The organism is Pseudomonas sp. NPDC086112, from assembly GCF_044746425.1.
Taxonomy (GTDB): Bacteria; Pseudomonadota; Gammaproteobacteria; order Pseudomonadales; family Pseudomonadaceae; genus Aquipseudomonas.
Genome location: NZ_JBIVCD010000058.1, coordinates 1 through 26,021, shown reverse-complemented (window position 1 = coordinate 26,021; position 26,021 = coordinate 1). Strand labels below are relative to the sequence as shown.

Annotated in this window: 20 protein-coding genes and 1 riboswitch; of the genes, 15 read left to right on the top strand and 5 right to left on the bottom strand. The window is 58.8% G+C overall.

Annotated features, from left to right (window positions below):
• From ACIPLA_RS26490 to ACIPLA_RS26480, 3 genes are all read right to left on the bottom strand, one after another.
• Positions 1–417, bottom strand: a 417-nt coding sequence (locus ACIPLA_RS26490; protein WP_401177258.1) for a ribonucleotide-diphosphate reductase subunit beta, incomplete at its 3' end; no start/stop codon positions are given.
• 646 nt (positions 418–1,063) lie between these two features.
• Complete coding sequence (locus ACIPLA_RS26485; protein ID WP_401177255.1) at positions 1,064–1,336, bottom strand: hypothetical protein; 273 nt, start codon at positions 1,334–1,336, stop codon at positions 1,064–1,066.
• 188 nt (positions 1,337–1,524) lie between these two features.
• Positions 1,525–1,788 (bottom strand): DUF2790 domain-containing protein, encoded by a 264-nt coding sequence (locus ACIPLA_RS26480; protein WP_401177252.1) that lies wholly within the window; start codon positions 1,786–1,788, stop codon positions 1,525–1,527.
• 551 nt (positions 1,789–2,339) lie between these two features.
• On the opposite strand from ACIPLA_RS26480, the gene acs reads away from it, so the two are divergent.
• The 7 genes from acs (at position 2,340) to argR (ending at position 10,387) form a co-directional block, all read left to right on the top strand.
• Positions 2,340–4,295 carry an acetate--CoA ligase gene (acs, locus tag ACIPLA_RS26475; RefSeq protein ID WP_123495815.1) on the top strand — a complete coding sequence of 652 codons (1,956 nt, stop codon included), beginning with the start codon at positions 2,340–2,342 and terminating at the stop codon, positions 4,293–4,295.
• A gap of 710 nt (positions 4,296–5,005) precedes the next feature.
• Complete coding sequence (locus ACIPLA_RS26470) at positions 5,006–5,779, top strand: ABC transporter substrate-binding protein (protein ID WP_401177250.1); 774 nt, start codon at positions 5,006–5,008, stop codon at positions 5,777–5,779.
• 90 nt (positions 5,780–5,869) lie between these two features.
• Complete coding sequence (locus tag ACIPLA_RS26465; RefSeq protein WP_007904805.1) at positions 5,870–6,559, top strand: ABC transporter permease; 690 nt, start codon at positions 5,870–5,872, stop codon at positions 6,557–6,559.
• Positions 6,556–7,254 carry an ABC transporter permease gene (locus ACIPLA_RS26460; protein WP_008071850.1) on the top strand — a complete coding sequence of 233 codons (699 nt, stop codon included), beginning with the start codon at positions 6,556–6,558 and terminating at the stop codon, positions 7,252–7,254. Before ACIPLA_RS26465 ends, ACIPLA_RS26460 begins: the two co-directional genes overlap by 4 nt.
• A 1-nt stretch (position 7,255) precedes the next feature.
• Positions 7,256–8,368: a M14 family metallopeptidase gene (locus ACIPLA_RS26455; protein ID WP_401177245.1), complete on the top strand. Its 1,113-nt coding sequence runs from the start codon at positions 7,256–7,258 to the stop codon at positions 8,366–8,368.
• Positions 8,369–8,395: 27 nt separating this feature from the next.
• Positions 8,396–9,160 carry an ABC transporter ATP-binding protein gene (locus tag ACIPLA_RS26450; RefSeq protein ID WP_007904680.1) on the top strand — a complete coding sequence of 255 codons (765 nt, stop codon included), beginning with the start codon at positions 8,396–8,398 and terminating at the stop codon, positions 9,158–9,160.
• 246 nt (positions 9,161–9,406) lie between these two features.
• Positions 9,407–10,387, top strand: coding sequence for a transcriptional regulator ArgR (gene argR / locus ACIPLA_RS26445; protein ID WP_192344429.1), 981 nt, complete (start codon positions 9,407–9,409; stop codon positions 10,385–10,387).
• 34 nt (positions 10,388–10,421) lie between these two features.
• On the opposite strand, the gene ACIPLA_RS26440 is transcribed toward argR, so the two are convergent.
• Positions 10,422–15,455, bottom strand: a complete 5,034-nt coding sequence (locus tag ACIPLA_RS26440) for a dermonecrotic toxin domain-containing protein (RefSeq protein ID WP_401177241.1) — start codon at positions 15,453–15,455, stop codon at positions 10,422–10,424.
• A 306-nt stretch (positions 15,456–15,761) separates the two neighbouring features.
• Here ACIPLA_RS26440 and ACIPLA_RS26435 point away from each other — a divergent pair, with 306 nt between their 5' ends.
• From ACIPLA_RS26435 to astE, 7 genes are all read left to right on the top strand, one after another.
• Positions 15,762–16,982, top strand: a complete 1,221-nt coding sequence (locus ACIPLA_RS26435; protein WP_401177238.1) for an aspartate aminotransferase family protein — start codon at positions 15,762–15,764, stop codon at positions 16,980–16,982.
• A gap of 224 nt (positions 16,983–17,206) precedes the next feature.
• On the top strand, positions 17,207–18,226 hold the full coding sequence (gene aruF, locus ACIPLA_RS26430; RefSeq protein ID WP_095634598.1) for an arginine/ornithine succinyltransferase subunit alpha: 1,020 nt from the start codon (positions 17,207–17,209) through the stop codon (positions 18,224–18,226).
• Positions 18,227–18,313: 87 nt separating this feature from the next.
• Positions 18,314–19,339 carry an arginine N-succinyltransferase gene (astA, locus tag ACIPLA_RS26425; protein WP_123495822.1) on the top strand — a complete coding sequence of 342 codons (1,026 nt, stop codon included), beginning with the start codon at positions 18,314–18,316 and terminating at the stop codon, positions 19,337–19,339.
• Positions 19,336–20,805, top strand: a complete 1,470-nt coding sequence (astD, locus tag ACIPLA_RS26420) for a succinylglutamate-semialdehyde dehydrogenase (protein ID WP_401177261.1) — start codon at positions 19,336–19,338, stop codon at positions 20,803–20,805. The genes astA and astD overlap by 4 nt, the downstream gene beginning before the upstream one ends.
• Positions 20,806–20,945: 140 nt before the next feature.
• Positions 20,946–22,292, top strand: coding sequence for an N-succinylarginine dihydrolase (astB, locus tag ACIPLA_RS26415; RefSeq protein ID WP_218398054.1), 1,347 nt, complete (start codon positions 20,946–20,948; stop codon positions 22,290–22,292).
• A gap of 20 nt (positions 22,293–22,312) precedes the next feature.
• A complete protein-coding gene (locus ACIPLA_RS26410) occupies positions 22,313–22,603 on the top strand; it encodes a hypothetical protein (RefSeq protein ID WP_007904718.1) in 291 nt (96 codons plus the stop codon).
• 12 nt (positions 22,604–22,615) lie between these two features.
• Positions 22,616–23,626: a succinylglutamate desuccinylase gene (astE, locus tag ACIPLA_RS26405; protein WP_192344433.1), complete on the top strand. Its 1,011-nt coding sequence runs from the start codon at positions 22,616–22,618 to the stop codon at positions 23,624–23,626.
• 156 nt (positions 23,627–23,782) lie between these two features.
• Here the strand turns inward: astE and ACIPLA_RS26400 are convergent, their stop codons facing one another.
• A complete protein-coding gene (locus tag ACIPLA_RS26400; protein WP_218398051.1) occupies positions 23,783–24,295 on the bottom strand; it encodes a 6,7-dimethyl-8-ribityllumazine synthase in 513 nt (170 codons plus the stop codon).
• Positions 24,296–24,410: 115 nt separating this feature from the next.
• A riboswitch (FMN riboswitch) is annotated at positions 24,411–24,580 on the bottom strand.
• A 293-nt stretch (positions 24,581–24,873) separates the two neighbouring features.
• Here ACIPLA_RS26400 and ltaE point away from each other — a divergent pair.
• A complete protein-coding gene (ltaE, locus tag ACIPLA_RS26395; RefSeq protein WP_401177231.1) occupies positions 24,874–25,878 on the top strand; it encodes a low-specificity L-threonine aldolase in 1,005 nt (334 codons plus the stop codon).
• The last annotated feature ends 143 nt before the right edge of the window (positions 25,879–26,021 follow it).

Sequence of the window (26,021 nt, the reverse complement as noted above, 5' to 3'; positions counted from 1 at the left end):
GGTCAGGCCTTCCGGGTCTTTCCAGAGGGCGATGTCGGCGGTCATGTTGACTTCTTGCGGCATCCAGTGGTTTGCGCAACCGTCCAGATACTTCTGCCAGGCCCAGTCGTACTTGAACGGTACGAGTTGGTTGAGGTCGGCACGGCAGTTGATCATGCGCTTTTCGTCGACAGCTACACGGGCGGAGGCGCCTTCCAGTTCGGCGAGGCCTTCGGCGACGTCGAGGGAATCCAGGGCAGCCTTGGCGCGGGCGATCGCGGCGGAGTCCGTCGCGGTCACGGCGCGGGCCTCTTGAGCGGCGGCACCACCGGCGCTGTCGAGGCGGTCCATGTTGGCTTCAGAAGCGTGGCCGGCATTGGCGCCTTTTACAGCGACTTCGCCGTCATCTTCTTTGTCGAATTCGTCCCAGCTCAGCATGACGTGTCGTCTCCTGCGTGAGGGCCAGATTGCCCGTGTGAAAACTGATAGGTTGGTTTTTCACACAGCCGTTTCTGGCCGCGTTGGATCTAAAGGAAATCGTTTTTTGCAGCAGTACAACGCAGGCAATAAACAGAATTTTGTACGGGTGTTCCGAAGCCGCTGATGGGCGCAGAAAACGTGAACCGCTCTGCATGGGCTTCAGACTGGCTTTTCACCCCTGTAAGGGAATATTGCAGGCCCGTTTAAGTGCGCATTATAAGGAAATTTTCGGCCCCGTGGTGCGGTGAAATGGCACCTAGAGTGGTCGGCGAAGGCCGTTTTCAGGTTGGAGCGAGGGTTTACAGGGCTTTGGCGGAGGAAGTTTTTTTTTCGTCTGTTTTGGCTGGTTTTTGACGGTGAGGGCTGGGTGTTCGCGTGGTTATGGTCTGCTGTTGTGTTGCAAGCCAGGTGGGGCGGGGCTTTCGGGGGAGAGAAGCCGTTTTTGTGGGGGCAGTTTTTGGCTGAAAATGTTCTTGAAATGGATTGCTCAGAAAACAACCAGAAACGGCGTTTTTTACTACATGTAGTGGTTTTGGTCGATTTTTGACCACTCCAGACACAACTAAGCCCGACCGAGGTCGGGCTGTAATGTCGCTTTCGGTTTTCAGCTGAGGCGACCAGCACCTACGTGATCAGAACCATCGGAAGCGACCTTGGCCGCACCCGTGTGATCAAAGCCGTCAGCAGCAACCTTGGCGGCACCGGTGTGATCAAAACCATCGGAAGCGAAAGAGGCTGAACCAGTGTGGTCGTAACCGTCGGAAGCGACAGCTGCTTCAGTGAAAGAAGCCGAGCCAGTGCGGTCGTAGCCATCGGCGGCGAAGGTGTTGGCGGCCAGGACGGAAAGGGTCAGGGCGAGGATCAGTTTGGTTTTCATGGTGGTATCTCCAGGTTCGTTGGCGTTGTGTGCCTTGGGTGTGGAATTCATCCTACGCCAACTATTTTGATTAAAAAGCGCAAATAAACGCTGAAAACAATCGTATTTATCGATGTGATGCTCGGCGCTTCATCTGCCTTTAAAGCGGGCGGGTGGGTCGAGCCTTGATAAATAAGAGGGGGGGCGGATCAGCCGTTAGAGCAGCCGTTGCCCATGACGCTGTAGCGCAGAATGTGCCGCTGACCTTTGGAGTCGTCGTATTCCATTTTGGCTGGAACCACTTCGCAGACATTCGGGATTTCGCTCATCGATATGACTTTGGCGATGTCCAGGTGGGTGGAGTAGGTGTATTCCTCGATGGCGGGTTGTTGCTGTGCGACATCAGTCGGGACCTCATCCGCCATGGCGGTTGCGCACAGACTGCTGAGGACCAGAACCCATAAAGCTTTCATTTCAAATTTACCTTTCTGAGGTCGAATGGGGTCGCGCAATCATTTTTTGGATTGCGTGTGGAGCTTTAATAAAGAGTCTTGGATTAACTGCCTTCGTGGGGGCTGCAACTGGGTTAATCACGTTGCCTTGTTGGCGAGGCTGATTTTAGGCCTAGGGGTGGCGTGCATATAGCCGTGCTTTTGATAAACACTTTTGGCAGATTTGGTAACAATCCCCGAAAAGGTAAGGCATTCGTTTTACTGCGACGCATGACTTGTAGCAGCTGGCGAAGCCTGCGTTCGGCTGCGCAGCAGTCGTAAAATCAGCCAATGCGGTATGTCAGGTAAATCGCGTTTACCGAATTGCGACTGCTGCGCAGTCGAACGCAGGCTTCGCCAGCTGCTACAGGTCGCGTTGCAGGTATTGTCTGGGAGAGGCGTGGAAGTGGGGTTTTGGGGTATCCACGATAATTTGTAGGGGCTTGTTACTACCATCGTCGAATGGTTCTATAGGCCCGGCCCGGCTACAACTGGAGCCATACAAAAACAACTATTCCACCGAGGTAAGAAAGATGAGTGCGGCTTCTTTGTATCCCGTTCGTCCCGAGGTTCTAGCCAACACGCTGACTGACGAGGCCACCTATAAGGCCATGTACCAGCAGTCGGTCGTCAACCCGGACGGCTTCTGGCGTGAACAAGCCAAGCGCCTCGACTGGATCAAGCCTTTCACCACGGTGAAGCAGACGTCCTTCGATGATCACCACGTCGACATCAAATGGTTCGCCGACGGCACGCTGAACGTTTCCTACAACTGCCTCGACCGTCATCTGGCCGAGCGCGGCGATCAAATCGCGATTATTTGGGAAGGGGATGACCCTGCCGAAAGCCGCAACATCACTTACCGCGAGCTGCACGAACAAGTCTGCAAGTTCGCCAACGCCTTGCGCGGCCAGGATGTGCATCGCGGCGACGTGGTGACGATCTATATGCCGATGATCCCCGAAGCCGTGGTCGCCATGCTGGCCTGCACCCGGATCGGCGCGATTCACTCGGTGGTGTTTGGTGGTTTCTCGCCGGAAGCCCTGGCCGGTCGCATCATCGACTGCCGCTCGAAAGTGGTGATCACCGCTGACGAAGGCATTCGTGCCGGCAAGAAAATTCCGCTGAAGACCAACGTCGACGACGCGCTGACCAACCCGGAAACCAGCAGCATTCAGAAAGTCATCGTGTGCAAGCGCACCGGTGGCAACATCAAGTGGAACCAGCATCGCGACATCTGGTACGAAGACCTGATGAAAGTGGCGGGCAGTGTGTGCGCGCCGAAAGAGATGGGCGCTGAAGAAGCGCTGTTCATCCTTTATACCTCCGGCTCCACCGGCAAGCCGAAGGGCGTGCAGCACACCACTGGCGGTTACCTGCTGTATGCGGCGATGACCCACGAGCGCGTATTCGACTACCGTCCGGGTGAAATCTACTGGTGCACCGCTGACGTCGGTTGGGTCACTGGCCACACTTATATCGTCTACGGCCCGCTGGCCAACGGCGCGACCACGCTGCTGTTCGAAGGCGTGCCGAACTACCCGGACATCACCCGGGTGGCGAAGATTGTCGACAAGCACAAGGTCAACATCCTCTACACCGCTCCGACCGCGATCCGCGCAATGATGGCGTCGGGCACTGCCGCTGTAGAAGGCGCCGATGGCAGCAGCCTGCGTCTGTTGGGTTCGGTCGGTGAGCCGATTAACCCGGAAGCGTGGGATTGGTACTACAAGAATGTCGGTCAATCCCGTTGCCCGATCGTCGATACCTGGTGGCAGACCGAAACCGGCGCGACCCTGATGAGTCCGTTGCCGGGCGCTCATGGTCTGAAACCTGGCTCTGCGGCACGGCCGTTCTTCGGCGTGGTGCCGGCGCTGGTGGACAACCTGGGCAACATCATCGAAGGCGTTGCCGAGGGTAACCTGGTGATCCTCGATTCGTGGCCAGGCCAGGCGCGCACGCTGTATCGCGACCATGACCGCTTCGTCGACACCTACTTCAAGACCTTCCGTGGCATGTACTTCACCGGTGACGGTGCGCGTCGTGACGCAGACGGTTACTACTGGATCACCGGTCGCGTGGATGACGTGCTTAACGTATCCGGCCACCGCATGGGCACCGCCGAGATCGAAAGCGCGATGGTCGCTCACCCGAAAGTCGCCGAAGCGGCGGTGGTCGGTGTGCCGCACGACATCAAGGGGCAGGGCATTTATGTCTACGTCACGTTGAATGCTGGCGAAGAGCCGAGCGAGCAATTGCGCCTGGAACTGAAAAACTGGGTGCGCAAGGAGATCGGTCCGATTGCTTCGCCGGATGTGATTCAGTGGGCGCCGGGGCTGCCGAAAACCCGTTCGGGCAAGATCATGCGCCGGATTCTGCGCAAGATTGCGACGGCCGAATACGATGGGTTGGGGGATATTTCGACCCTGGCGGATCCGGGTGTGGTGCAGCATTTGATTGATACGCACAAGACCATGAACGTCGCGTAAGCGCCGATTCCTGAGTCATCGAAGCCCCGCCAGGTGTTGAGCCTGGTGGGGTTTTTTATGGTGATCAGGTTGAGGGTAGTGGTGGCTGTTCGGGCCTCTTCGCGAGCAAGCCCGCTCCCACATTTGATCTCCGGTGAACGCAGACTTTGTGTGCGACTCAGGTTCAATGTGGGAGCGGGCTTGCTCGCGAAGGCGGTCTGACAGGCGCCACATAAATAAAACCCGAACCAATATTTATCGGTTCACCTGTAGGCCCATTCCCACTGTTACCCATCACCCTTCAAGTAACTGAATGTGTAACCGCCCGCCCGATAACGAGGCATTGGGAAACGCAAAGCCCCGTCACAGGGCCTCTAAACCCGCCATGAAAAATAAGACACCACGCTGCGCTTGCCGGATTAGAAGGGTTTGCCAATAATAGGCCCGCAATTTGCAATATAGATCGGTTTACTGTCTTTTGCTCTTGCATGAAATTGCAAGGCTGTCAACGCGCTAAAACGGCTTTCTCGGTGCATCTGTAATTTGTTGTCGCATTGAAGAAATATCGGCTTCGGGCCTGTCGTTAGAATGCCGATCACTCGCTCGTCGTTGCCTGTGTTGAAATCAGCGCACGGTTCCTAGGACGCAGCACCGCTTTGCGGTTTAACCCATTCGCATATTGGGCTGTTGCTCACTCTGCCGTTTTTGCCCTTTACCGATGGAGTCCCAAGATGAAGAAACTTGTGCTGCTTGGCGCCCTGGCACTGTCCGTGCTGTCCCTGCCGACCTTCGCCGATGACAAGCCCGTAAAAATCGGTATCGAAGCAGCTTACCCTCCGTTCGCCTCCAAAGCGCCGGACGGCAGCATCGTGGGTTTCGACTACGACATCGGCAACGCCCTGTGCGAAGAGATGAAGGTCAAGTGCGTGTGGGTCGAGCAAGAGTTCGACGGCCTGATCCCGGCACTCAAGGTGCGCAAAATCGACGCAATCCTGTCGTCCATGTCGATCACCGAAGACCGCAAGAAGTCCGTGGACTTCACCAACAAGTACTACAACACCCCGGCTCGCCTGGTCATGAAGGCCGGCACTGCAGTCAGCGAAAGCCTGGCTGAGTTGAAGGGCAAGAACATCGGCGTGCAACGTGGTTCGATCCACGAGCGTTTCGCCCGCGAAGTCCTGGCCCCGCTGGGTGCCGAGATCAAGCCTTACGGTTCGCAGAACGAAATCTACCTCGACGTGGCCGCCGGTCGCCTCGACGGCACCGTGGCAGACGCTACCCTGCTGGATGACGGTTTCCTGAAAACCGACGCCGGCAAAGGTTTCGCCTTCGTTGGCCCGGCCTTCACCGACGTCAAATACTTCGGCGACGGCGTGGGTATCGCAGTTCGCAAGGGCGACGCGCTGAAAGACAAGATCAACACCGCGATCGCGGCCATTCGCGAGAACGGCAAGTACAAGCAAATCCAGGACAAGTACTTCGCCTTCGATATCTACGGCAAGTAATCGTCCCCGCAACAAGTCCGAAATGGCGCAAGCAACAGGATCTCTGAGGTTTGCGCCATTTTTTCATCCCAACTTTCGAGGACCTGAATCATGTTGAAAGGCTACGGGGCTGTCATCCTCGATGGCGCATGGCTGACGCTTCAGCTCGCCTTGTCGTCCATGGTCTTGGCCATTGTTCTGGGTCTGATCGGCGTTGCGCTGCGTCTGTCCCCAATACGCTGGCTGGCCTGGCTGGGCGATCTGTATTCCACGGTGATCCGCGGTATTCCCGATCTGGTGCTGATCCTGCTGATTTTCTACGGCGGCCAGGACCTGCTCAACCGTGTCGCGCCGATGCTCGGCTATGACGACTACATCGACCTGAACCCGCTGGCCGCCGGTATCGGCACCCTGGGTTTCATCTTCGGTGCGTACCTGTCGGAAACTTTCCGTGGTGCCTTCATGGCAATCCCGAAGGGGCAGGCCGAAGCCGGCATGGCGTACGGCATGAGCAGTTTTCAGGTGTTCTTCCGGGTGTTGGTGCCGCAGATGATTCGTCTGGCAATTCCGGGTTTTACCAACAACTGGCTGGTACTGACCAAGGCGACCGCGCTGATTTCGGTGGTCGGTCTGCAAGACATGATGTTCAAGGCCAAGCAGGCGGCAGATGCTACCCGCGAGCCTTTCACCTTCTTCCTCGCAGTGGCGGCGATGTACCTGGTGATCACCAGCGTCTCGTTGCTGGCATTGCGTCACCTTGAGAAGCGCTACTCGGTAGGCGTAAGGGCGGCTGATCTATGATCTTCGACTACAACGTCATTTGGGAGGCCTTGCCGCTGTACTTCGGCGGCCTGGTGACCACCCTCAAACTGCTCGCGCTGTCGCTGTTCTTCGGTTTGCTGGCGGCACTGCCGCTGGGGCTGATGCGCGTCTCCAAGCAGCCGGTCGTCAACATGAGTGCCTGGCTGTTCACCTACGTGATTCGCGGCACGCCAATGCTGGTGCAGCTGTTTTTGATCTACTACGGCCTGGCGCAATTCGAAGCGGTGCGTGAAAGCTTCCTCTGGCCATGGCTGTCGAGCGCCACGTTCTGTGCGTGCCTGGCCTTCGCCATCAACACCAGTGCCTACACCGCTGAAATCATCGCCGGCAGCCTGCGTGCCACGCCCAATGGCGAGATCGAAGCGGCCAAGGCCATGGGCATGTCGCGCATCAAAATGTACAAGCGGATCCTGTTGCCGTCGGCCCTGCGCCGGGCACTGCCGCAGTACAGCAACGAAGTGATCATGATGCTGCAGACCACCAGTCTGGCGTCCATCGTGACCCTGATCGACATCACCGGTGCAGCGCGCACGGTCAACGCTCAGTTCTACTTGCCGTTCGAAGCCTACATCACCGCCGGCGTGTTCTACCTGTGCCTGACCTTCATTCTGGTGCGCCTGTTCAAAATGGCCGAGCACCGCTGGCTGGGCTATCTGGCCCCGCGGAAGCACTGATATGGAACGCATCGATCATGTATTGCCGTGGAGCCACCTGGGCAGTGAACGCCGGATTTCGGTGTTCCGCTTCGGCGCTGGCGAGCGCAAGGCCTACATCCAGGCCAGCCTGCACGCCGATGAACTGCCGGGGATGCGCACGGCCTGGGAGCTGAAAAAGCGCCTGACCGAACTCGAAGCCCAAGGCTTGCTCAACGGTGTGATCGAACTGGTGCCGGTGGCCAACCCACTGGGCCTGGGTCAACTGCTTCAGGGTAATCATCAGGGGCGATTCGAGGCCGGCAGCGGCAAGAATTTCAACCGCGATTTCGTCGAGCTGAGCGAGCCCGTGGCCGCTGAGCTGCAAGGGCATCTGGGTGACGATCCTCACGCCAATGTCCGTTTGATCCGTGAAACCATGAGCGATGTGCTGGCTGCCTTGCCACCTGCAGCGAGTCAGTTGCAAGGCATGCAGCGCATCTTGCTCAGCCATGCCTGCAACGCCGACGTGGTGCTGGATTTGCATTGCGATTGCGAAGCGGCGCTGCACATGTACGCCTTGCCGCAACACTGGCCGCATTGGCGTTCGCTGGCTGCACACTTGAACGTCAAGGTCGGTCTGCTGGCGGAAGATTCCGGCGGCAGCTCCTTTGATGAAGCGTGTTCGCTGCCTTGGCTGCGTTTGTCGCGTCTGTTTCCGGATGCCCAGATTCCACTGGCCTGCCTGGCGACGACCATCGAGTTGGGTGGCCAGTCCGATACCGGTCGCCCAGAGGCGGTGGCTCACGCCGAAGGCATTCTGGCGTTCCTCGCCGAGCAAGGCTTGATCAGCGGCGAATGGCCAAAACCTGCGCAAGACGCTTGCGAAGGCATGCCGTTCGAAGGCACAGAATTGCTGTTCGCGCCGCATCCGGGCGTGGTGAGTTTTCTGCGTAAACCCGGTGAGTGGGTTGAAGCGGGCGACGAGATTTTTGAAGTGATCGATCCGTTATCGGATCGGGTCAGCACGGTGTGTGCTGGTACGTCCGGGGTGCTGTTTGCCATTGAACGGCTGCGTTATGCCCAACCCGGTTTCTGGCTGGCCAAGGTGGCGGGGCGCGAAGCGCTGCGTCACGGGCGCTTGCTCAACGACTGACTGACTGTTTTTGTGAGAACCGACCGCATGTACAAACTTGAAGTCCAAGACCTGCATAAACGCTATGGCAGTCACGAAGTGCTCAAGGGCGTGTCCCTGAAAGCGGCGGCTGGCGATGTGATCAGCATCATCGGCTCCAGTGGCTCCGGCAAAAGTACTTTCCTGCGCTGCATCAACCTGCTCGAGCAGCCGCACGCCGGCAAGATTCTGCTCAACAACGAAGAGCTGAAACTGGTCGCCAACAAGGACGGCGCGCTGAAAGCCGCCGACCCGAAACAGCTGCAACGCATGCGTTCGCGCCTGTCGATGGTGTTCCAGCATTTCAACCTGTGGTCGCACATGACCGCGATGGAAAACATCATGGAAGCGCCGGTCCACGTGCTCGGCATGTCCAAGACCGAAGCCCGCGAGAAGGCCGAACACTACCTGAACAAGGTCGGTGTTGCTCATCGCAAAGATGCTTACCCTGGCCACATGTCCGGCGGCGAACAGCAGCGTGTAGCGATTGCCCGCGCGCTGGCGATGGAGCCTGAGGTGATGCTGTTCGACGAACCGACCTCGGCCCTCGACCCTGAGTTGGTTGGTGACGTGCTGAAAGTCATGCAGGCCCTGGCGCAGGAAGGCCGGACCATGGTGGTGGTGACGCACGAAATGGGCTTTGCCCGTGAAGTGTCCAACCAGTTGGTGTTCCTGCACAAAGGCGTCGTCGAAGAAAGCGGCAACCCGCGTGAAGTGCTGGTCAATCCGCAGTCCGAACGTCTGCAACAATTCCTCTCGGGGAGCCTGAAGTAAACCGAACTCCCGTTGCGCACCGGGATAGTGCATGCTTCGCAATCTAGAGGCTGGCCCCAATCCCTTGTGGGAGCGGGCTTGCTCGCGAAAGCGGTGTATCAGTCAACATCGTAGCTGTCTGAACCACCGCTTTCGCGAGCAAGCCCGCTCCCACATTTGATTTCTGCCGGTTTCGAGATTTGCGTTCATTTACGGGCTAGCATTGGCCCATGCCTTCATCACTGTTTTCGTTTCGGATTGCCCGCCATGACTGCCCATCGAATTGGTTTCCTGATTTGGCCCAGCACTAAAGCTCTGACGCTTGCGCTGGCTGAGGAGGCCTTGCGTGTTGCCCAGCGTGTGCATCCGGACGTTGTTTACGAACTGTCGTTTTTGCAGGCCGAACCATCGACCGAAGGCGCCTGGCAATTGCCGGGTGAACCCTGGGCCGGCAAGCTCGAAAACTTCCAGAAACTGTTCCTGCTCGCCGACGAGCCGCCGACCTCGCTTGCGCCGGCACTCAGCAGTGGGCTGAAACAACTGGTGCGCGCCGGGTGTGTAATCGGCGGGTTGTCGGCCGGTGTTTATCCGTTGGCGCAGTTGGGTTTGCTCGACGGTTACCGCGCGGCCGTGCATTGGCGTTGGCAGGACGATTTCGCCGAGCGTTTCCCGAAGGTGATTGCCACCAGTCATCTGTTCGACTGGGATCGCGATCGCTTGACCGCGTGCGGCGGGATGTCGGTGCTCGATTTGCTGCTGGCGGTGCTGGCCCGCGATCACGGCGCCGAACTGGCCGGTGCGGTGTCGGAAGAACTGGTGGTCGAACGCATCCGTGAGGGCGGCGAGCGCCAGCGCATTCCATTGCAGAACCGCTTGGGCTCCAGTCATCCGAAGCTCACCCAAGCGGTGTTGCTGATGGAAGCCAACATCGAAGAACCCCTGACCACCGACGAAATCGCCCAGCATGTGTGCGTATCGCGTCGGCAGTTGGAACGGATCTTCAAGCAATACCTCAACCGTGTGCCGAGCCAGTATTACCTGGAATTGCGCCTGAACAAGGCCCGGCAGATGTTGATGCAAACCAGCAAGTCGATCATCCAGATCGGCCTGTCGTGTGGCTTTTCTTCGGGGCCGCATTTCTCCAGCGCCTACCGCAACTTCTTCGGCGCCACGCCGCGGGAAGATCGCAACCAGCGGCGCAGCAGCAGCCCGTTCGAGTTGTCATCGGTGCCGTCCGAGCGCGGTTGAATCTGCGCCAGGCTGCACTCGAACCAGGCGTTGATTATTCGTCAACCTCTGAGTTTCCAGAGGACGACACCTCCAGCTGCGCGTTATCGATGATTTCATCAAGCCCGAAGTCAACGTTGTTCAACCTGAAATAATCAAAGAGTCGTCGAAGGCTGTCTTCGGACAACGGATTCCCTCTCAGGTTGAGGCTTTCGCCAATTTCCATCGGCAGCTCCAGAATGTCGCTGGGTACCTCAATGATCGCGTTTGCGCTCAGATCAACCACGTCCAGAAACTCGAGTTGCAGCAGCCCAAGGGGAAACTCAGTGATGCCGGTGCTGTTTAACAGCAGTACGGCAAGCTCGGGCATCTGACTGACGTCGGGTGTCAGCCCCAATGGGTTGTTGCTCAGCTCCAGATAGTCAAGGCGCTCCATTTGCGCCAGTTCGAGCAGGGTTTGCGTGGTCAGGGTGAGTTGACACCGGGTCAGGGCCAATGCTGTCAGATCGCCCATCCTGAAAACGGCGTCGGGGATTTCGTTCAGTGTGTATTCGCGGATGGTCAGGCTTTTGAGGCGGGGAAAGCATTCCAGAAAACGCCCGGCCCCTGAGGTCATGCCGGCGCTACTGTGCAAATAGAGCAGTGTGACGTGACTGAAGTCGGCGCTCAGCACCGGCAGGTTGCCAGTGATGTTGATGGTCAGCGTCAAATCATAGGTGGGTGTCAGTGTCGCGTTGAAGCCATCCACATTGGTTTCATGGCGCCAGCAACGCTCCAGAATCCGTTTGGTTTCAATTCGGTTCAACTCTTCGAGTACCCGCTCCGCGTCCGTCAGGGCTTGGCCAGAAACCGGGTGGTGGGTGGGAATGTCCTGGGTCCAGATTTCCAGGGTGGTCCTCAGCGTTTCGAACTCGCCTTCCAGGCGTGTCAGCTCTGTTTGGCCCTCTTGCAGTGTGCCAGGCAGGCGATAAATGAAATCGCTGGCTCGCTCTTGATCCAGTCGCGGATAGAGTCGTTGTAATCGTTGGATATCCGCCTGTTCAGCAAAGACACCGAAGTCAAGGCCGGTCTTGACGAAGTAGCGTTTGATGCGTTCGCGGTCTGCTGCGCAAATCGGGTTGCCGCCCAGGTCAAAGCCATTCTGTATGTCCGGTGGCAATTCGAAGAGGGCGGCAGGCAGGTCCGGGATTCGATTGTCATTGAGCAGGGCGGTTCGAAGATGGGGGCGCGTCAGCAAACCGGTGGGGATGCTGGAGATGCCGGTCCCTGCCACATCGATGTAATCCAGATCGGGCATGTTTTCGACGTTGGGGAGTAACCCCAGCGGATTGTGATACAGCTCCAGTGTTGTCAGTTCGCCCAGCGCAGCGAGTGTCGCCTGGCTCTGCGGGGTGAGGGTGAGCGCACAGTCGCTGATAATCAGTTCGTTGAGGTGCGGCCATTGGGTGATGGCGTCCGGGAGATTGCCAAGGTTGAAATTGCGCAGGGCCAAACGATGCAGCCCGGAGAAGCGCTTCAAGAATCCATTCACGCCCCGAGTGGCTCGATGGCCGGTCAATGAGAGGTTGCTCACGTGAGTGAAATCGGCGCTCAGCACCGGGAGCTCGCCCAAAATCGGCCGGGAAAAAATAAAATCGACCTGCCAGGTGTCGGTCAGGGGGTGGGAAGCCTGCCGACGCCAGCAGTCGAGCAGCTGGTTCATGAACTGCCTGCGATTGCGTTGTTGTGTGGAGAACTGGTTGGCGACGATTCTGACATCGGTATCCGGGATATATAGCGGGATATCGCCGGTCCAGAGTTGCAGTTCATCGACGAGCCTTTCGTGTTCGCCGATCAGTCGCGTCAATTCTGCTCGCGGCCCGCTCGGATGCAGCTGTAGCCGTTCGACGTACGCCTGCAGTTCCTCGGCCGAAAGATGGGGGAACAGACTATGGGCTCTGGCTTGTAACGTCGGTGGCTGGCTCGGCATACGCCGATAGCCTTCGGAGCCACCCAGCAGACGCATCACTGATGGGTCGTAAGCGGGTTTGAAGATGGGGTGATGCGATAGCAGTGCGCGCAACTCGTCGCGACTCAAGGCATGTTCGCGGATCGATTGTTTGAGTTTTTCACCTTCGCCGATATGGATTTTCAGCGCGCTACGCTCGATGTCGGGGAATGCCTGCAGCAGGCTGGTATACAAGTCGCTGACGGAGTTGAGTGCCTGGCCTGTCTCGTCATAAGCCTGAAACGGGCCTTCTTCGGTCATGATCAGGACTTTGCGCAGCGACGCATCTGCGTTGCCGACGCTATCGATCAGTTGTCCCTCATAGCTGTACTGCCGCAGTTCGATGCGCAGTTGCCCCGACCAGCCCGGTAAACGTTCGAGCGAATGCAGAGCCAGTCGCTGTGTGTCGAGGTTATCGGCGGTCGACTTAAGCTCAAGGCCTTCGTAGGCGCGTGTCACCCGTGTTTGCAAAGCGGCCTCACGGCTCAGGTCCGCCAGTCGTTCGGGCAATGTTCCCTGTTTGAGTTGTTGCAGTTCCTGATCGCTCGCCGTGTCGAGCACCGCTTCTGCGAGGCTCGTCGGCAGGCCGGGGTCGGCGTTGATGATGGTGTGTGCCAGTGCGCGAGCGCCGCGTTCGAGTTTGCGGTAGCGATAATCGAACAAGGCGGCTCTTTTGCGTTCGACAATCTCAGCCAGCGTGCGACGCAGTGTGCGAGTGCGGGTGTCGAGACGGGTGACGGAGGCTCCGAATTCTTCGCCCATCAGGGTTTTTATTTCGGCTTCATCCAGTGTCAGAAAAAACGTTTTGAGCAAGTCGCCGTCGTTCATTTGAGTGACATTGATTTGCAGGTCCGGCACCACGGAGCCGGGGCTTTGCCAGAGGGTTTGAGCCTTTTCATCAATCAGGCGCAGGCCTTTTCGCTCGGGCCAGTAGCCGTTTTCGTAGAGTAACTCCAGTTGTGTCACGGGATCGGCCTTGAGGAATTCTTCAGGCCGGTCGCTGTTCATCTGTTCGATAAAGGTTTGAATGTCCTGTTCGATCCTGAACCGTTTGAGGGTGTCGGCAAGCATGGGTGGCAGCCGTTCGACATCCGTGTGCATCTTGCGCAGCGTGTTTTCATCGTCGCCGCTGATCTTGAGCATGCGCTCACGCTCGATGGCGGAAAAACGTTCCATGTCGGGACCGATACGGCGCAACAGCGTGGCCTGATCCCATTCCAGCGGTTGCTCCAGCTCAGTCTGCCAGGCACCTTCGCCATTGTGTTTCAGTACTGGTTTATAGGCGTCGGGGCGAGTCGGGTGGTCGATGCGGTGCTGGCCGGTTTGCGGGTCCTCGATCACGGCATAGAGTTTGTCTTCCAGCCTCAACAGGGTTTTGCCCTGATGGTTGTGCAGCCCGCGTTCGTCGGTTGGCGAACCCTTGGGCAGTTCTGCGCGTTGTTCGAATGGCGCCAGATCGGGCTTCCAGTAGCGGGTTTCGCCATTCGGTGTCTTGACCGGTTTGAAACGGTCAATGAACTCAACGACTTCTCGAGGCAGTACTGAACGAAACTCCCCCACGACGAGGGCGCCTCCTACCGCAAAGGTGCCCAGCTGTACCGCGGACTGAACCGTCTCCATGAAATGCTCGAGCGCTTCATCTGTCAGGCCTTCTGCCCAGTCGACGATGCCTTCGAAGGTCTCGTCGAGCAATTGATATGCCATGTAGCCCAGCATCAGTTCGCCGAGGAACGGCACGAACGGCAGGGCGACAAAGGCTGCGATGTTCAACAGCGCCGAGGCAATTTCTGTGAAGGAGTCCCATAACGCCCATCGGGCTTTTTGGTCGACCAGGGCAGTGGATACTGCGATGACCCGTGCATCGTTGAGGATCTTGTCCAGTTTGCGCTGGTAGAGATGAGTCCACAGATCGCCCTGGATTGGCACTGCTGCCATTTGCAGGTTGACGCGCTGGTCTGGATTGTCTCTCCATGTGGGGCGCGAATCGCCAGGTTGAACCGGTTGCCAGGTGATGGGGGTGAGGCGGTTGTTCAACTGAGCGAAAAAGTGCCCGCGATCCTCATGGTCGATAAAGCGACTGAAGAATTGTTGATAGTCATGATTGCGCAAGCGCTGGATCAGTTCCTGGGCGAATGCGCCGGTGGAGGAATACTCCTTGATCGGGTGTTCGGGGTCGTCGGGAATATAGGCCACTACCCGAACCGTTTCGTGCGAACGCTCCAAATCCGGGGCAAACAGCACGATACCGGTCAGGTTGGCGTTCATGATTGTCAGTTCATGGCAGCCCCATTCCTGGCCGCGCAGGCGCAAGTGTTGCAAGCCATCCAATAAGCCAAGGATCAGTTGATGAACATCACCGCCAAGCTTGTTTTGCATGTACGCCATTTGCAGGGCGGCGGTGAGTGCCGCTTTCTGGCTGTTGCGAACTTTGGATTGCAGGACCGCCGTCGCCACCGGATTGCGCAGGCCCAGGTTTTCTTCGAGGTACTCTTTGTAGCGCTCGCCAATATCCAGTTCCCGGCACAATCGGGTGAATGCAGCGATGGGCATTTTTTGCAGGATAGGCGGCAGTTGTTTGAATTGCCCGGTGGCAGAAGGCGGGGTGATATAGGTGGACGCGGACTCAAAGGCCTGGTCTGTCGTCTCGCTGCTTTCAAAATTGTGCAGGGCGGCATCCAGCAGCGACACGGTCCAGATGCGTGCTGCCCCGGATTTCAATCGCAGCCAGGGAATGCGGGCAGGAATATAAAGACGCAAAAAGGTATGGCTGACATCCAGTTCCAGCCCAAAGCGTTTCTTGATCTGGGCTGCAAGTATTGGCTCGGCAAAGGTGCTGGCGTTTTGTAGGCGCGCCAAGGCCCGATCGACACGGTTTTGCGCCTCCCAATGCCGTGCATTGAGTTTGCCCAGTTCGACGTGCTGTGCCCTGGAGGCTGCCTTGAGTTCAGCGGGTAGCTGCGGTTTGACCTTCAGCAAGGCTTCGCGCTTTTGTGCGTTCGCCTGCATCAGCCAGGAAGGAATGACGCTCATCAGGTGCTGATAGTGCGCATCCGGCCTGAAAGGTAGCATCGAAGCGTCTGGGTGTTCGGTGTTCATGTTCATGGAAGAGGTCGTCTGGGTTCGAAAGACCTCTAGCAAACCCCATCAGCCTGAACGGCGTGCGGTACATATTTACCGCCATCGGCAACACCGCATCAGATAGAACTGAGCACGCCTGCCGCAAACCCCGCCAGCAGTTTAAACTGCGCCTTTGCGACGCTATTTGTCGCATTGCCGTAAACCCGGGCAAAACCTGTGTTTGCGCTATAAGAAGTTGTCGCTTGGCGGCAAGGCCGGGCTGAAAACTGTCCTTACAATCCCCCCATCGCTCGCCAGTTTCAGGCGAGTGTTCCTTTTCAGGAGACTCCGATGTCCGTTGAGCACGCTGCGGTAGAACGCGCCGATTTCGACCAGGTAATGGTTCCCAACTACGCGCCAGCCGCTTTCATTCCTGTGCGTGGTGCCGGTTCCCGTGTTTGGGACCAGTCTGGCCGCGAGCTGATCGACTTCGCCGGCGGGATTGCCGTTAACGTATTGGGCCATGCGCACCCGGCGCTGGTCGCTGCATTGACCGAGCAAGCGAACAAGCTGTGGCACGTGTCCAACGTGTTCACCAATGAGCCGGCCTTGCGCCTGGCCCATAAGCTGGTCGACGCCACTTTTGCCGAGCGCGTGTTCTTCTGCAACTCCGGCGCCGAAGCCAACGAGGCCGCTTTCAAGCTGGCCCGTCGTGTGGCCCATGACCGTTTCGGTACCGAGAAGTACGAAATCGTTGCCGCGCTCAACAGCTTCCACGGCCGTACCCTGTTCACCGTGAACGTCGGTGGCCAGTCGAAGTACTCCGACGGCTTCGGTCCGAAGATCACCGGCATCACCCACGTGCCTTACAACGATCTGGCCGCGCTCAAAGCCGCTGTTTCCGACAAGACCTGCGCAGTGGTTCTGGAGCCGATCCAGGGCGAAGGCGGCGTACTGCCGGCCGAGCTGTCTTACCTGCAAGGCGCCCGTGAGCTGTGCGATGCGCATAACGCGCTGCTGGTGTTCGACGAAGTCCAGACCGGCATGGGCCGCAGCGGCAAGCTGTTCGCCTACCAGCATTACGGCGTGACCCCGGACATCCTGACCAGCGCCAAGAGCCTGGGCGGCGGTTTCCCGATCGCAGCGATGCTGACCACCGAAGACCTGGCCAAACACCTGGTCGTCGGCACCCACGGCACCACGTATGGCGGCAACCCGCTGGCGTGCGCTGTCGCTGAAGCGGTGATCGATGTGATCAACACGCCCGAAGTGCTGAATGGCGTTAATGCCAAGCACGACAAGTTCAAGACCCGTCTTGAGCAGATCGGCGAGAAGTATGGCCTGTTCACTGAAGTCCGCGGTCTGGGCCTGCTGCTCGGTTGCGTACTGAGCGATGCCTGGAAAGGCAAGGCCAAAGACATCTTCAACGCCGCCGAGCGTGAAGGCCTGATGATTCTGCAAGCCGGCCCGGACGTGATTCGTTTCGCCCCAAGCCTGGTGGTTGAAGACGCCGATATCAATGCTGGTCTGGACCGTTTTGAGCGTGCGGCGGCGAAGCTGACGCAAGCCTGATAGACCTTTCGACGCCTGACTGTTCAGGCGTCGAACCTAATTTTTGTACCGGGCCGGATCAAATGTGGGAGCGGGCTTGCTCGCGAAAGCGGTGGGTCAGACAGCAACGATGTTGACTGATGCACCGCTTTCGCGAGCAAGCCCGCTCCCACACTGATCTCTGTGTCTGCAATGACTTCCCGGTTATTTTCCTCATAGAGTTTTTCGAGAAAAGGAGTGACACCATGCTGGTGATGCGCCCCGCGCAAATGGCTGATCTGGGCGAGGTACAGCGTCTGGCTGCGGACAGCCCGATTGGTGTCACTTCCTTGCCGGATGACGTTGAACGCCTGAGCGACAAGATCGCCGCAAGCGAAGCTTCGTTCGCCGCTGAAGTCAGCTTCAACGGCGAAGAGAGCTATTTCTTCGTCCTCGAAGACACGGCCACCGGCAAACTGGTGGGCTGTTCGGCCATCGTTGCCTCGGCCGGTTATTCCGAGCCGTTCTACAGTTTCCGTAATGAAACCTTCGTGCACGCCTCCCGCGAGCTGAAGATTCACAACAAGATCCACGTGCTCTCCCAGTGCCACGACCTGACCGGTAACAGCTTGCTGACCAGTTTCTACGTCAAGCCGGAGTTGGTGGGTTCGCCTTGGGCTGAGCTCAATTCCCGTGGTCGCCTGTTGTTCGTGGCCAGCCATCCGGAGCGCTTTGCCGATTCGGTGGTGACCGAGATCGTCGGTTACAGCGACGAAAATGGTGATTCGCCGTTCTGGGATGCCATCGGTCGCAACTTCTTCGACCTCAACTACGCCGAAGCCGAGCGTCTGTGTGGCCTGAAAAGCCGCACGTTCCTGGCCGAGCTGATGCCGCATTACCCGATCTACGTGCCGTTGCTGCCGGATTCCGCTCAAGAGGCGATGGGCCAGGTACACCCACGGGCGCAGATCACTTTCGACATCCTGATGCGCGAAGGCTTCGAGACCGATCACTACATCGACATTTTCGACGGTGGCCCGACGCTGCATGCCCGCGTCTCGGGGATCCGTTCGATCGCCCAGAGCCGTGTAGTGCCGGTGAAAATCGGCGAGCCGGTCAAAGGCGCGGGTCGTCAGTATCTGGTGGCTAACGCCCAGTTGCAGGATTACCGCGCTGTTTTGCTTGAGCTCGATTACGCGCCGGGCAAACCCGTCACCCTGGATCTTGAAGCGGCCGAAGCCCTGGGCGTCGGTGAAGGTGCCAGCGTGCGCCTGGTGGCGGTTTAACGCCTGCTGCTATGCCTATAAAGAGTGAATGCTGAGTAAAGCAGCGAGTTTCACGGGTGGCGTCAGCGGCCCGTTTGAGGAGATAGCATGATTGTTCGTCCCGTACGCAGCAGCGATTTACCCGCTCTGATCGACCTGGCCCGCAGCACCGGTACCGGCCTGACCACCTTGCCGGCCAACGAAGAACGTCTGGCTCATCGGGTCGGTTGGGCCGAGAAGACCTTCCGCGGCGAAGCCGGGCGCGGTGATGCGGACTACCTGTTCGTACTCGAAGACGACAATGGCCGCGTGGTGGGCATTTCCGCCATCGCCGGCGCCGTCGGCCTGCGTGAGCCTTGGTACAACTTCCGGGTCGGCCTGACGGTCAGCGCCTCGCAAGAGCTGAACATCTACCGCGAAATCCCGACGCTGTTCCTGGCCAACGATCTGACCGGTAACTCTGAGCTGTGCTCGTTGTTCCTGCATGCCGATTTCCGCAGTGGCCTGAACGGCCGCATGTTGGCCAAGGCGCGGATGCTGTTCATCGCCGAGTTCCCGCAGCTGTTCGGCAACAAGATCATCGCCGAAATGCGCGGTGTGTCTGATGAGGCCGGGCGTTCGCCGTTCTGGGAAAGCCTGGGTCGGCATTTCTTCAAGATGGAATTCAGCCAGGCCGATTACCTCACCGGCGTGGGCAACAAGGCGTTCATCGCCGAACTGATGCCGAAATTCCCGCTGTACACCTGCTTCCTGTCGCCAGATGCGCGCAACGTGATCGGCCAGGTTCACCCGGACACCGAGCCGGCGCTGTCGATGCTCAAGAGCGAAGGTTTCAGCTATCAAGGCTACGTCGACATCTTTGATGCCGGCCCTGCGGTGGAATGCGAAACCACCAAGATCCGCGCAGTGCGCGACAGTCAGGCGCTGGTGCTGGCCATCGGCACTCCGGGTGACGACGCCACGCCGTTCCTGATTCATAACCGCAAGCGCGAAGACTGCCGGATCACTGCCGCACCAGCACGCTTCGCCGCCGGCACTTTGGTGGTCGATCCGCTGACCGCCAAACGTCTTCAACTCAACGCCGGCGATCAAGTACGCGCCGTTCCGTTGTCCGCTGCTCGGGAGTCGAAATAATGAATTCGCTATACATCGCCGGTGAATGGCTGGCTGGTCAGGGTGAAAGCTTTCAATCGGTAAACCCGGTGACCCAGCAAGTGCTGTGGGCTGGCGAAGGCGCCACGCCCGGTCAGGTCGAGTCGGCTGTGCAAGCTGCGCGTCAGGCGTTCCCGGGTTGGGCTCGCCGTACCCTGGAAGAGCGCATCAGCGTGCTGGAAGCCTTTGCCGCTGCGTTGAAGAATCACGCTGACGAGCTGGCTCGCACCATCGGTGAAGAAACCGGTAAACCCCTGTGGGAAGCGGCGACTGAAGTCACCAGCATGGTCAACAAGATCGCCATTTCGGTGCAGAGCTATCGCGAACGTACCGGCGAGAAGAGCGGCCCGTTGGGCGACGCCACGGCGGTATTGCGCCACAAACCGCACGGTGTGGTGGCGGTGTTTGGTCCTTACAACTTCCCCGGTCACTTGCCGAACGGTCACATCGTGCCGGCGCTGCTGGCCGGGAACAGCGTGCTGTTCAAGCCGAGTGAGCTGACCCCGAAAGTGGCCGAGCTGACGGTCAAGTGCTGGATCGAAGCCGGCCTGCCGGCCGGTGTGTTGAACCTGCTGCAAGGCGCCCGCGAAACCGGTATCGCCCTGGCGGCGAACCCGGGCATCGACGGCCTGTTCTTCACCGGTTCCAGCCGTACCGGCAATCACCTGCATAAGCAGTTTTCCGGTCGTCCAGACAAGATCCTTGCACTGGAAATGGGCGGTAACAACCCGCTGGTGGTGGATCAAGTCGCGGACCTCGATGCCGCCGTTTACACCATTATTCAGTCGGCCTTCATTTCTGCCGGTCAGCGATGCACCTGCGCCCGCCGCTTGCTGGTGCCGCAAGGCGCCTGGGGCGATACGCTGCTGGCGCGTCTGGTGGCGGTCAGCTCGACGATTGAAGTCGGTGCGTTCGATCAGCAACCGGCGCCATTCATGGGCTCGGTGATTTCCCTCGGCGCTGCAAAAGCGCTGATGGATGCGCAAGAACATCTGCTGGCCAACGGCGCCGTGGCGCTGTTGGAAATGACTCAGCCCCAGGCCCAGGCAGCCTTGCTGACCCCGGGCATTCTGGACGTAACGGCGGTTGCCGATCGCCCGGACGAAGAGCTGTTCGGTCCGCTGCTGCAAGTGATCCGCTACGCTGATTTTGAAGCGGCGATCGCTGAAGCCAACGACACCGACTATGGCCTGGCGGCTGGTTTGCTGTCGGATTCCGAAGCGCGTTATCAGCAGTTCTGGCTGGAAAGCCGGGCAGGCATCGTCAACTGGAACAAGCAGCTGACCGGTGCGGCGAGCAGCGCGCCATTCGGCGGTGTCGGCGCATCGGGCAACCATCGCGCCAGCGCCTACTACGCCGCGGATTACTGCGCGTACCCGGTAGCCTCGCTGGAAACCCCGAGCCTGACCATGCCGACGGCGCTGACCCCAGGCGTGCGCATGTCGTAAGACCGCTTTCGCGGGCAAGCCTCGCTCCTACGGATTCCATCGACCCTGTAGGAGCGAGGCTTGCCCGCGAAGGCCGCACCTCCGTCTTACTGAATTGATACTTGATGCCTATAACAACAGATTCTCGTGGAGCCTCGCTGATGAAATCCTATGAAGTCAATTTTGACGGTCTAGTGGGGCCGACCCATAACTACGGCGGCCTGTCCTACGGCAACGTCGCGTCCCAGAGCAACAGCCAGCAGTCTTCGAACCCGAAGGAAGCCGCGCTGCAAGGCCTGGCGAAGATGAAAGCGCTGATGGAAATGGGCTTTCAACAAGGCGTTTTGGCGCCACAAGAACGTCCGGACGTAGCCGCACTGCGCCGGCTGGGTTTCAGCGGTACCGATGCTCAGGTGATCGAGCGCGCCGCCAAAGAGGCCATGCCGCTGCTGGTTGCCAGTTGCTCGGCGTCGAGCATGTGGGTGGCGAACGCCGCCACGGTCAGCCCGAGCGCCGACACCGCCGATGGCCGCGTGCATTTCACCGCCGCCAACCTCAACTGCAAATACCACCGCAGCATCGAACACCCGACCACCAGCCGCGTACTGGGGGCGATGTTCGCCGATCAGAAGCACTTTGCTCACCACGCCGCTTTGCCAGCCGTGGCGCAGTTCGGTGACGAAGGCGCGGCCAACCACACCCGTTTCTGCCGTGACTATGGTGAAGCTGGCGTCGAGTTTTTCGTGTTCGGTCGCAGCGCGTTCGACACCCGTTACCCGAATCCGCAGAAGTACCCGGCACGCCAGACGCTCGAAGCGTCCCAGGCCGTCGCGCGTCTGCACGGCCTGAGTGATGACGGCGTGGTTTATGCCCAGCAGAACCCTTCGGTGATCGATCAGGGCGTGTTCCATAACGACGTGATCGCAGTGGGTAACGGCGAGGTGCTGTTCTATCACGAGGACGCCTTCCTCGACACCGAGCAGATGCTGGCTGAACTGCAAGGCAAACTCGCAAAAGTCGGTGGGAAATTTCAGTCGATCTGCGTACCGCGTTCCGCGGTCACCGTGGAAGACGCGGTACGTTCCTACCTGTTCAATAGCCAGCTGCTGTCGCGTCCTGACGGCTCCATGCTATTGATCGTGCCGGAAGAGTGCCGTGGCAACGAGCGTGTCTGGCAGTACCTGCAAGGCCTGACCAGCTCTGGCGGCCTGATCCGCGAAGTGAAAGTTTTCGATCTCAAGCAGAGCATGCAGAACGGCGGTGGCCCGGCTTGCCTGCGGTTGCGCGTCGCACTTAACGAAACCGAACTGGCGGCCGTCAACCAAGGGGTTATCATGACGGCACCGTTGTACGGCACATTGACCGAATGGGTCGACAAGCACTACCGCGACCGCATGACCGAAAACGATCTGGCGGACCCGCAATTGCTGCTTGAGTGCCGGACGGCACTGGATGAACTGACGCAAATCCTTAAACTGGGCGCGGTTTATCCATTCCAGATCAATTGAACGTCGAGAGCGTAAAACACATGAGCGATACCCTGCAGCTGATCCTTGAAGACACCGACGGCACGCAACTGGAAACTTCCTGCACCCGCGTCGCGGTCATGTGGCAAGGCAAAGAGCTGTGGATCCAGCAGGACGGCCGCGGCCAATTGCTGATCGGCGTAGACGTTGAAGAAGGTGACGCTGAATACGCCAACCTGCTGCTGCGCCCATTGGCGACTAATCTGGTAAGTTTGCAACTGGAGATGGAACCGGCCGACGTCGGTGATGATGAGGACCACGTACACGGCCCGGATTGCAATCACGACCACTAAGGAAACCGCTCTATGCTCGCCCTCGGCAAACTGCTTGAACTGACCCTCGCCGGCCGCGAACCGGCGGAGAAGACTCAACTGACTGTCGAAGGCGTGCGGATGCGCTGGTTGAGCGAAGGTGCGCTGGAAGTCCGGCCACCTGAAGCCCGCGACAATGGCCTGGACCTGCTGTTATCGGCCGGCATCCATGGCAACGAAACAGCGCCGATCGAATTGCTTGATCGCCTGTTGCATGACATCGCCCGCGGTGACTTGAAGCCGTGCGCACGTATTCTGTTTCTGTTCGGCAACCCCGAGGCTATTCGCCGCGGTGAGCGTTTCATCGAGCAGGACGTCAATCGGCTGTTCAACGGTCGGCACGAACAAACCAGTGGTTCCGAGGCGTTGCGCGCTTGTGAGCTGGAGCGGCTGGCGGCGACTTTCTTCAGCCTGCCGGACCGCAATCGCCTGCATTACGATCTGCACACGGCGATCCGTGGCTCGAAAATCGAGCAGTTCGCCCTGTACCCCTGGAAAGAAGGTCGTCAGCATTCACGTCAGGAACTGGCTCGCCTGCGCGCCGCCGGCATGGAAGCGGTGCTGTTGCAGAACAAACCCTCCATCGTCTTCAGCTCCTATACCTACGACAAGCTCGATGCCGAGTCCTTCACCCTGGAGTTGGGCAAGGCCCGGCCGTTCGGGCAGAACGACGGGGTCAACGTCGATCTTCTTGAAACCCGCCTGAAGCAGATCATCGAAGGCACCGAGCCGCCAATGACCGACGACGGGCTGGATGGCTTGCAATTGTTCAGCGTCGCGCGGGAAGTCATCAAGCACAGCGATAGCTTCCGCCTGAACCTGCCGGCGGATATCGAGAACTTTTCAGAGTTGAAGGTGGGGTATGTACTGGCCGAGGATATCGCCAATACCCGCTGGGTCATTGAAGAGCAGGGCGCCCGGATCATCTTCCCCAACCCCAAGGTCAAGAACGGCCTGCGCGCCGGCATCCTGATCGTGCCGACCACCGACGAAAACCTCGCGTAAGCACAACACATAACAAATGTGGGAGCGGGCTTGCTCGCGAAAGCGGACTGACAGTCAACAAATGCGTTGAATGTTAAACCGTTTTCGCGAGCAAGCCCGCTCCCACATTTGATTTGAGTGAAGCCAAAGACCCCACCCAAATCGCAGGTTTTGTGTTTAGACGGCTACCGCGCGGGGCTCGCTGCGGCGCAACGCACGCATCTTGTGCAGCGTATCCGCGCACGTCTTAGCCGCTTCCTGGCCTTTGTTCACAAAGTGTTCGAAGAAAAACTTGTGATGCAGTTCTTCACCGGCATGGAAGTGGTGCGGGGTCAGGGACACCGAGAACACGGGCACTTCGGTTTCCAGCTGAACCTGCATCAGGCCGCTGACCACCGACTGGGCGACGAACTCGTGACGGTAGATCCCGCCGTCCACCACCAACGCTGCGGCCACAATGCCGGCATAACGACCGGTCTTGGCCAGCAACTTGGCGTGCAGCGGAATTTCAAAGGCGCCGCCGACTTCGAAGAAATCGATGTCCGATTCCTGATAACCCTGAGCAATCATTTCGGCGACGAAGCCTTTACGGCTCTGATCGACGATTTCCTTGTGCCAGCAGGCCTGGATGAACGCGACGCGCTCGCCCTGATGGTTTTTGCTTTTGCTATCGATTGCGGTGGGTTGCATGTTCTGACTCCTGTTTGTGTGAAAAACAGGGCGTTATGAATCGAATGGGATTTAAGGGTACGCAGGCACAAGTGCCTGCGGACGGCGCTTTGGTACAGAGCCTAGGCGGCGCCAATCCCGTTCTCTCTTCATCCGGACTATGACCGTCGGCCCCGGGATCACACCGGGTCTGCTGACCTTGCCGCCATCACAGCCATTGCCGTGCTGCCGCCAAGCGCTCGCGGGCTATGCGCATTGCGCGCAATTACCGCCGGTGGGGAGTTACACCCCGCCCTGAGAACGTTTTGCCGCCAGATTGTTTGGCGGCGAAGCGTTTTTAACACATATTTTCGGCGCGCGCATAGGCAATGCCTGTCACGAAACCTGTGGGAGCGGGCTTGCTCGCGAATACGGACTCCCAGTCGACAATGATGTTGCCTGACACACCGCTTTCGCGAGCAAGCCCGCTCCCACATGGATTGTGCTTTTTCGAAGGCGTAATCAGTCTTTTCCTCGCGCAAGGCTTGATTATTTGTCGGCATGACCGCAGTAATTCCCTCCTGAAAAGGGATTTCCCCCTGCTTACCGAGGCCAGATTCATGAGCGTTATCGATCTTCGCAGCGACACCGTCACCCAACCGACCGCAGGGATGCTCGACGCGATGGCGAATGCAGCCACCGGTGACGACGTTTATGGCGAAGATCCGACGGTCAACCGTCTGGAAGCCGAACTGGCAAAACGACTGGGTTTTGCCCAGGCCCTGTTTGTCCCGACGGGCACCATGAGCAACTTGCTCGGCCTGATGGCCCACTGCGATCGCGGTGACGAATACATTGTCGGACAACAGGCTCACACCTATAAGTACGAAGGGGGTGGCGCGGCAGTGCTCGGTTCGATCCAGCCGCAGCCGCTGGAAGTGCAGGCCGATGGTTCGCTGGACCTGGCGCAGGTCGCCGCGGCAATTAAACCGGATGACTTCCACTTCGCCCGCACTCGTTTGCTGGCGCTGGAAAACACCATGCAGGGCAAGGTTCTGCCGCTGGAATATCTGGCCCGGGCACGCCGTTTAACTCATGAAAATGGCCTGGCGCTGCACCTGGATGGCGCGCGGCTCTACAACGCGGCGGTCAAGCTGGGTGTCGATGCCCGGGAGATCACTCAGCACTTCGATTCGGTTTCGGTTTGCCTGTCCAAAGGTCTAGGGGCGCCGATCGGTTCGGTGCTGTGCGGCTCGGTCGAGTTGATCGCCAAGGCGCGGCGTCTGCGCAAAATGGTCGGCGGCGGCATGCGCCAGGCCGGGATTCTCGCCGCGGCGGGGCTTTATGCGCTGGATAACAATATTCAGCGCCTGGCCGACGACCATGCCAATGCGCACTATTTGGCCGACGGCCTGCGAGCAGCGGGCTATGAGATCGAGCCGGTGCAGACCAACATGGTTTACGTGCAAATGGGCGACAAGGCCGAAGCGATCAAGGCTTTTGCCGCGACACGCGGGATCAAGCTCAGCGCTGCCGGTCGTCTGCGAATGGTCACGCACATGGACGTCAATCGTGCGCAAATCGAGCAAGTCGTCGCTACATTTGCCGACTTTTCTCACAACTGACCGTGTTAGCCGTCCAATTGACCGTTTCTATCGTATAAACACGCTGTACCCCGCGCGCAGGGCCGATATAATGCGGCCCTTTGCCGTCGCTTCGTCTGTTGACGTTTCGCACAGGCCTTTGGCCGCAGCCTCCGTGGAAGAAC

Coding starts and splice junctions, on each gene's coding strand:
- ACIPLA_RS26485 (WP_401177255.1), bottom strand. CDS start 1,336: ATGAAAACCAAACTGATCCTCGCCCTGACCCTTTCCGTCCTGGCCGCC.
- ACIPLA_RS26480 (WP_401177252.1), bottom strand. CDS start 1,788: ATGAAAGCTTTATGGGTTCTGGTCCTCAGCAGTCTGTGCGCAACCGCC.
- acs (WP_123495815.1), top strand. CDS start 2,340: ATGAGTGCGGCTTCTTTGTATCCCGTTCGTCCCGAGGTTCTAGCCAAC.
- ACIPLA_RS26470 (WP_401177250.1), top strand. CDS start 5,006: ATGAAGAAACTTGTGCTGCTTGGCGCCCTGGCACTGTCCGTGCTGTCC.
- ACIPLA_RS26465 (WP_007904805.1), top strand. CDS start 5,870: ATGTTGAAAGGCTACGGGGCTGTCATCCTCGATGGCGCATGGCTGACG.
- ACIPLA_RS26460 (WP_008071850.1), top strand. CDS start 6,556: ATGATCTTCGACTACAACGTCATTTGGGAGGCCTTGCCGCTGTACTTC.
- ACIPLA_RS26455 (WP_401177245.1), top strand. CDS start 7,256: ATGGAACGCATCGATCATGTATTGCCGTGGAGCCACCTGGGCAGTGAA.
- ACIPLA_RS26450 (WP_007904680.1), top strand. CDS start 8,396: ATGTACAAACTTGAAGTCCAAGACCTGCATAAACGCTATGGCAGTCAC.
- argR (WP_192344429.1), top strand. CDS start 9,407: ATGACTGCCCATCGAATTGGTTTCCTGATTTGGCCCAGCACTAAAGCT.
- ACIPLA_RS26440 (WP_401177241.1), bottom strand. CDS start 15,455: ATGAACATGAACACCGAACACCCAGACGCTTCGATGCTACCTTTCAGG.
- ACIPLA_RS26435 (WP_401177238.1), top strand. CDS start 15,762: ATGTCCGTTGAGCACGCTGCGGTAGAACGCGCCGATTTCGACCAGGTA.
- aruF (WP_095634598.1), top strand. CDS start 17,207: ATGCTGGTGATGCGCCCCGCGCAAATGGCTGATCTGGGCGAGGTACAG.
- astA (WP_123495822.1), top strand. CDS start 18,314: ATGATTGTTCGTCCCGTACGCAGCAGCGATTTACCCGCTCTGATCGAC.
- astB (WP_218398054.1), top strand. CDS start 20,946: ATGAAATCCTATGAAGTCAATTTTGACGGTCTAGTGGGGCCGACCCAT.
- ACIPLA_RS26410 (WP_007904718.1), top strand. CDS start 22,313: ATGAGCGATACCCTGCAGCTGATCCTTGAAGACACCGACGGCACGCAA.
- astE (WP_192344433.1), top strand. CDS start 22,616: ATGCTCGCCCTCGGCAAACTGCTTGAACTGACCCTCGCCGGCCGCGAA.
- ACIPLA_RS26400 (WP_218398051.1), bottom strand. CDS start 24,295: ATGCAACCCACCGCAATCGATAGCAAAAGCAAAAACCATCAGGGCGAG.
- ltaE (WP_401177231.1), top strand. CDS start 24,874: ATGAGCGTTATCGATCTTCGCAGCGACACCGTCACCCAACCGACCGCA.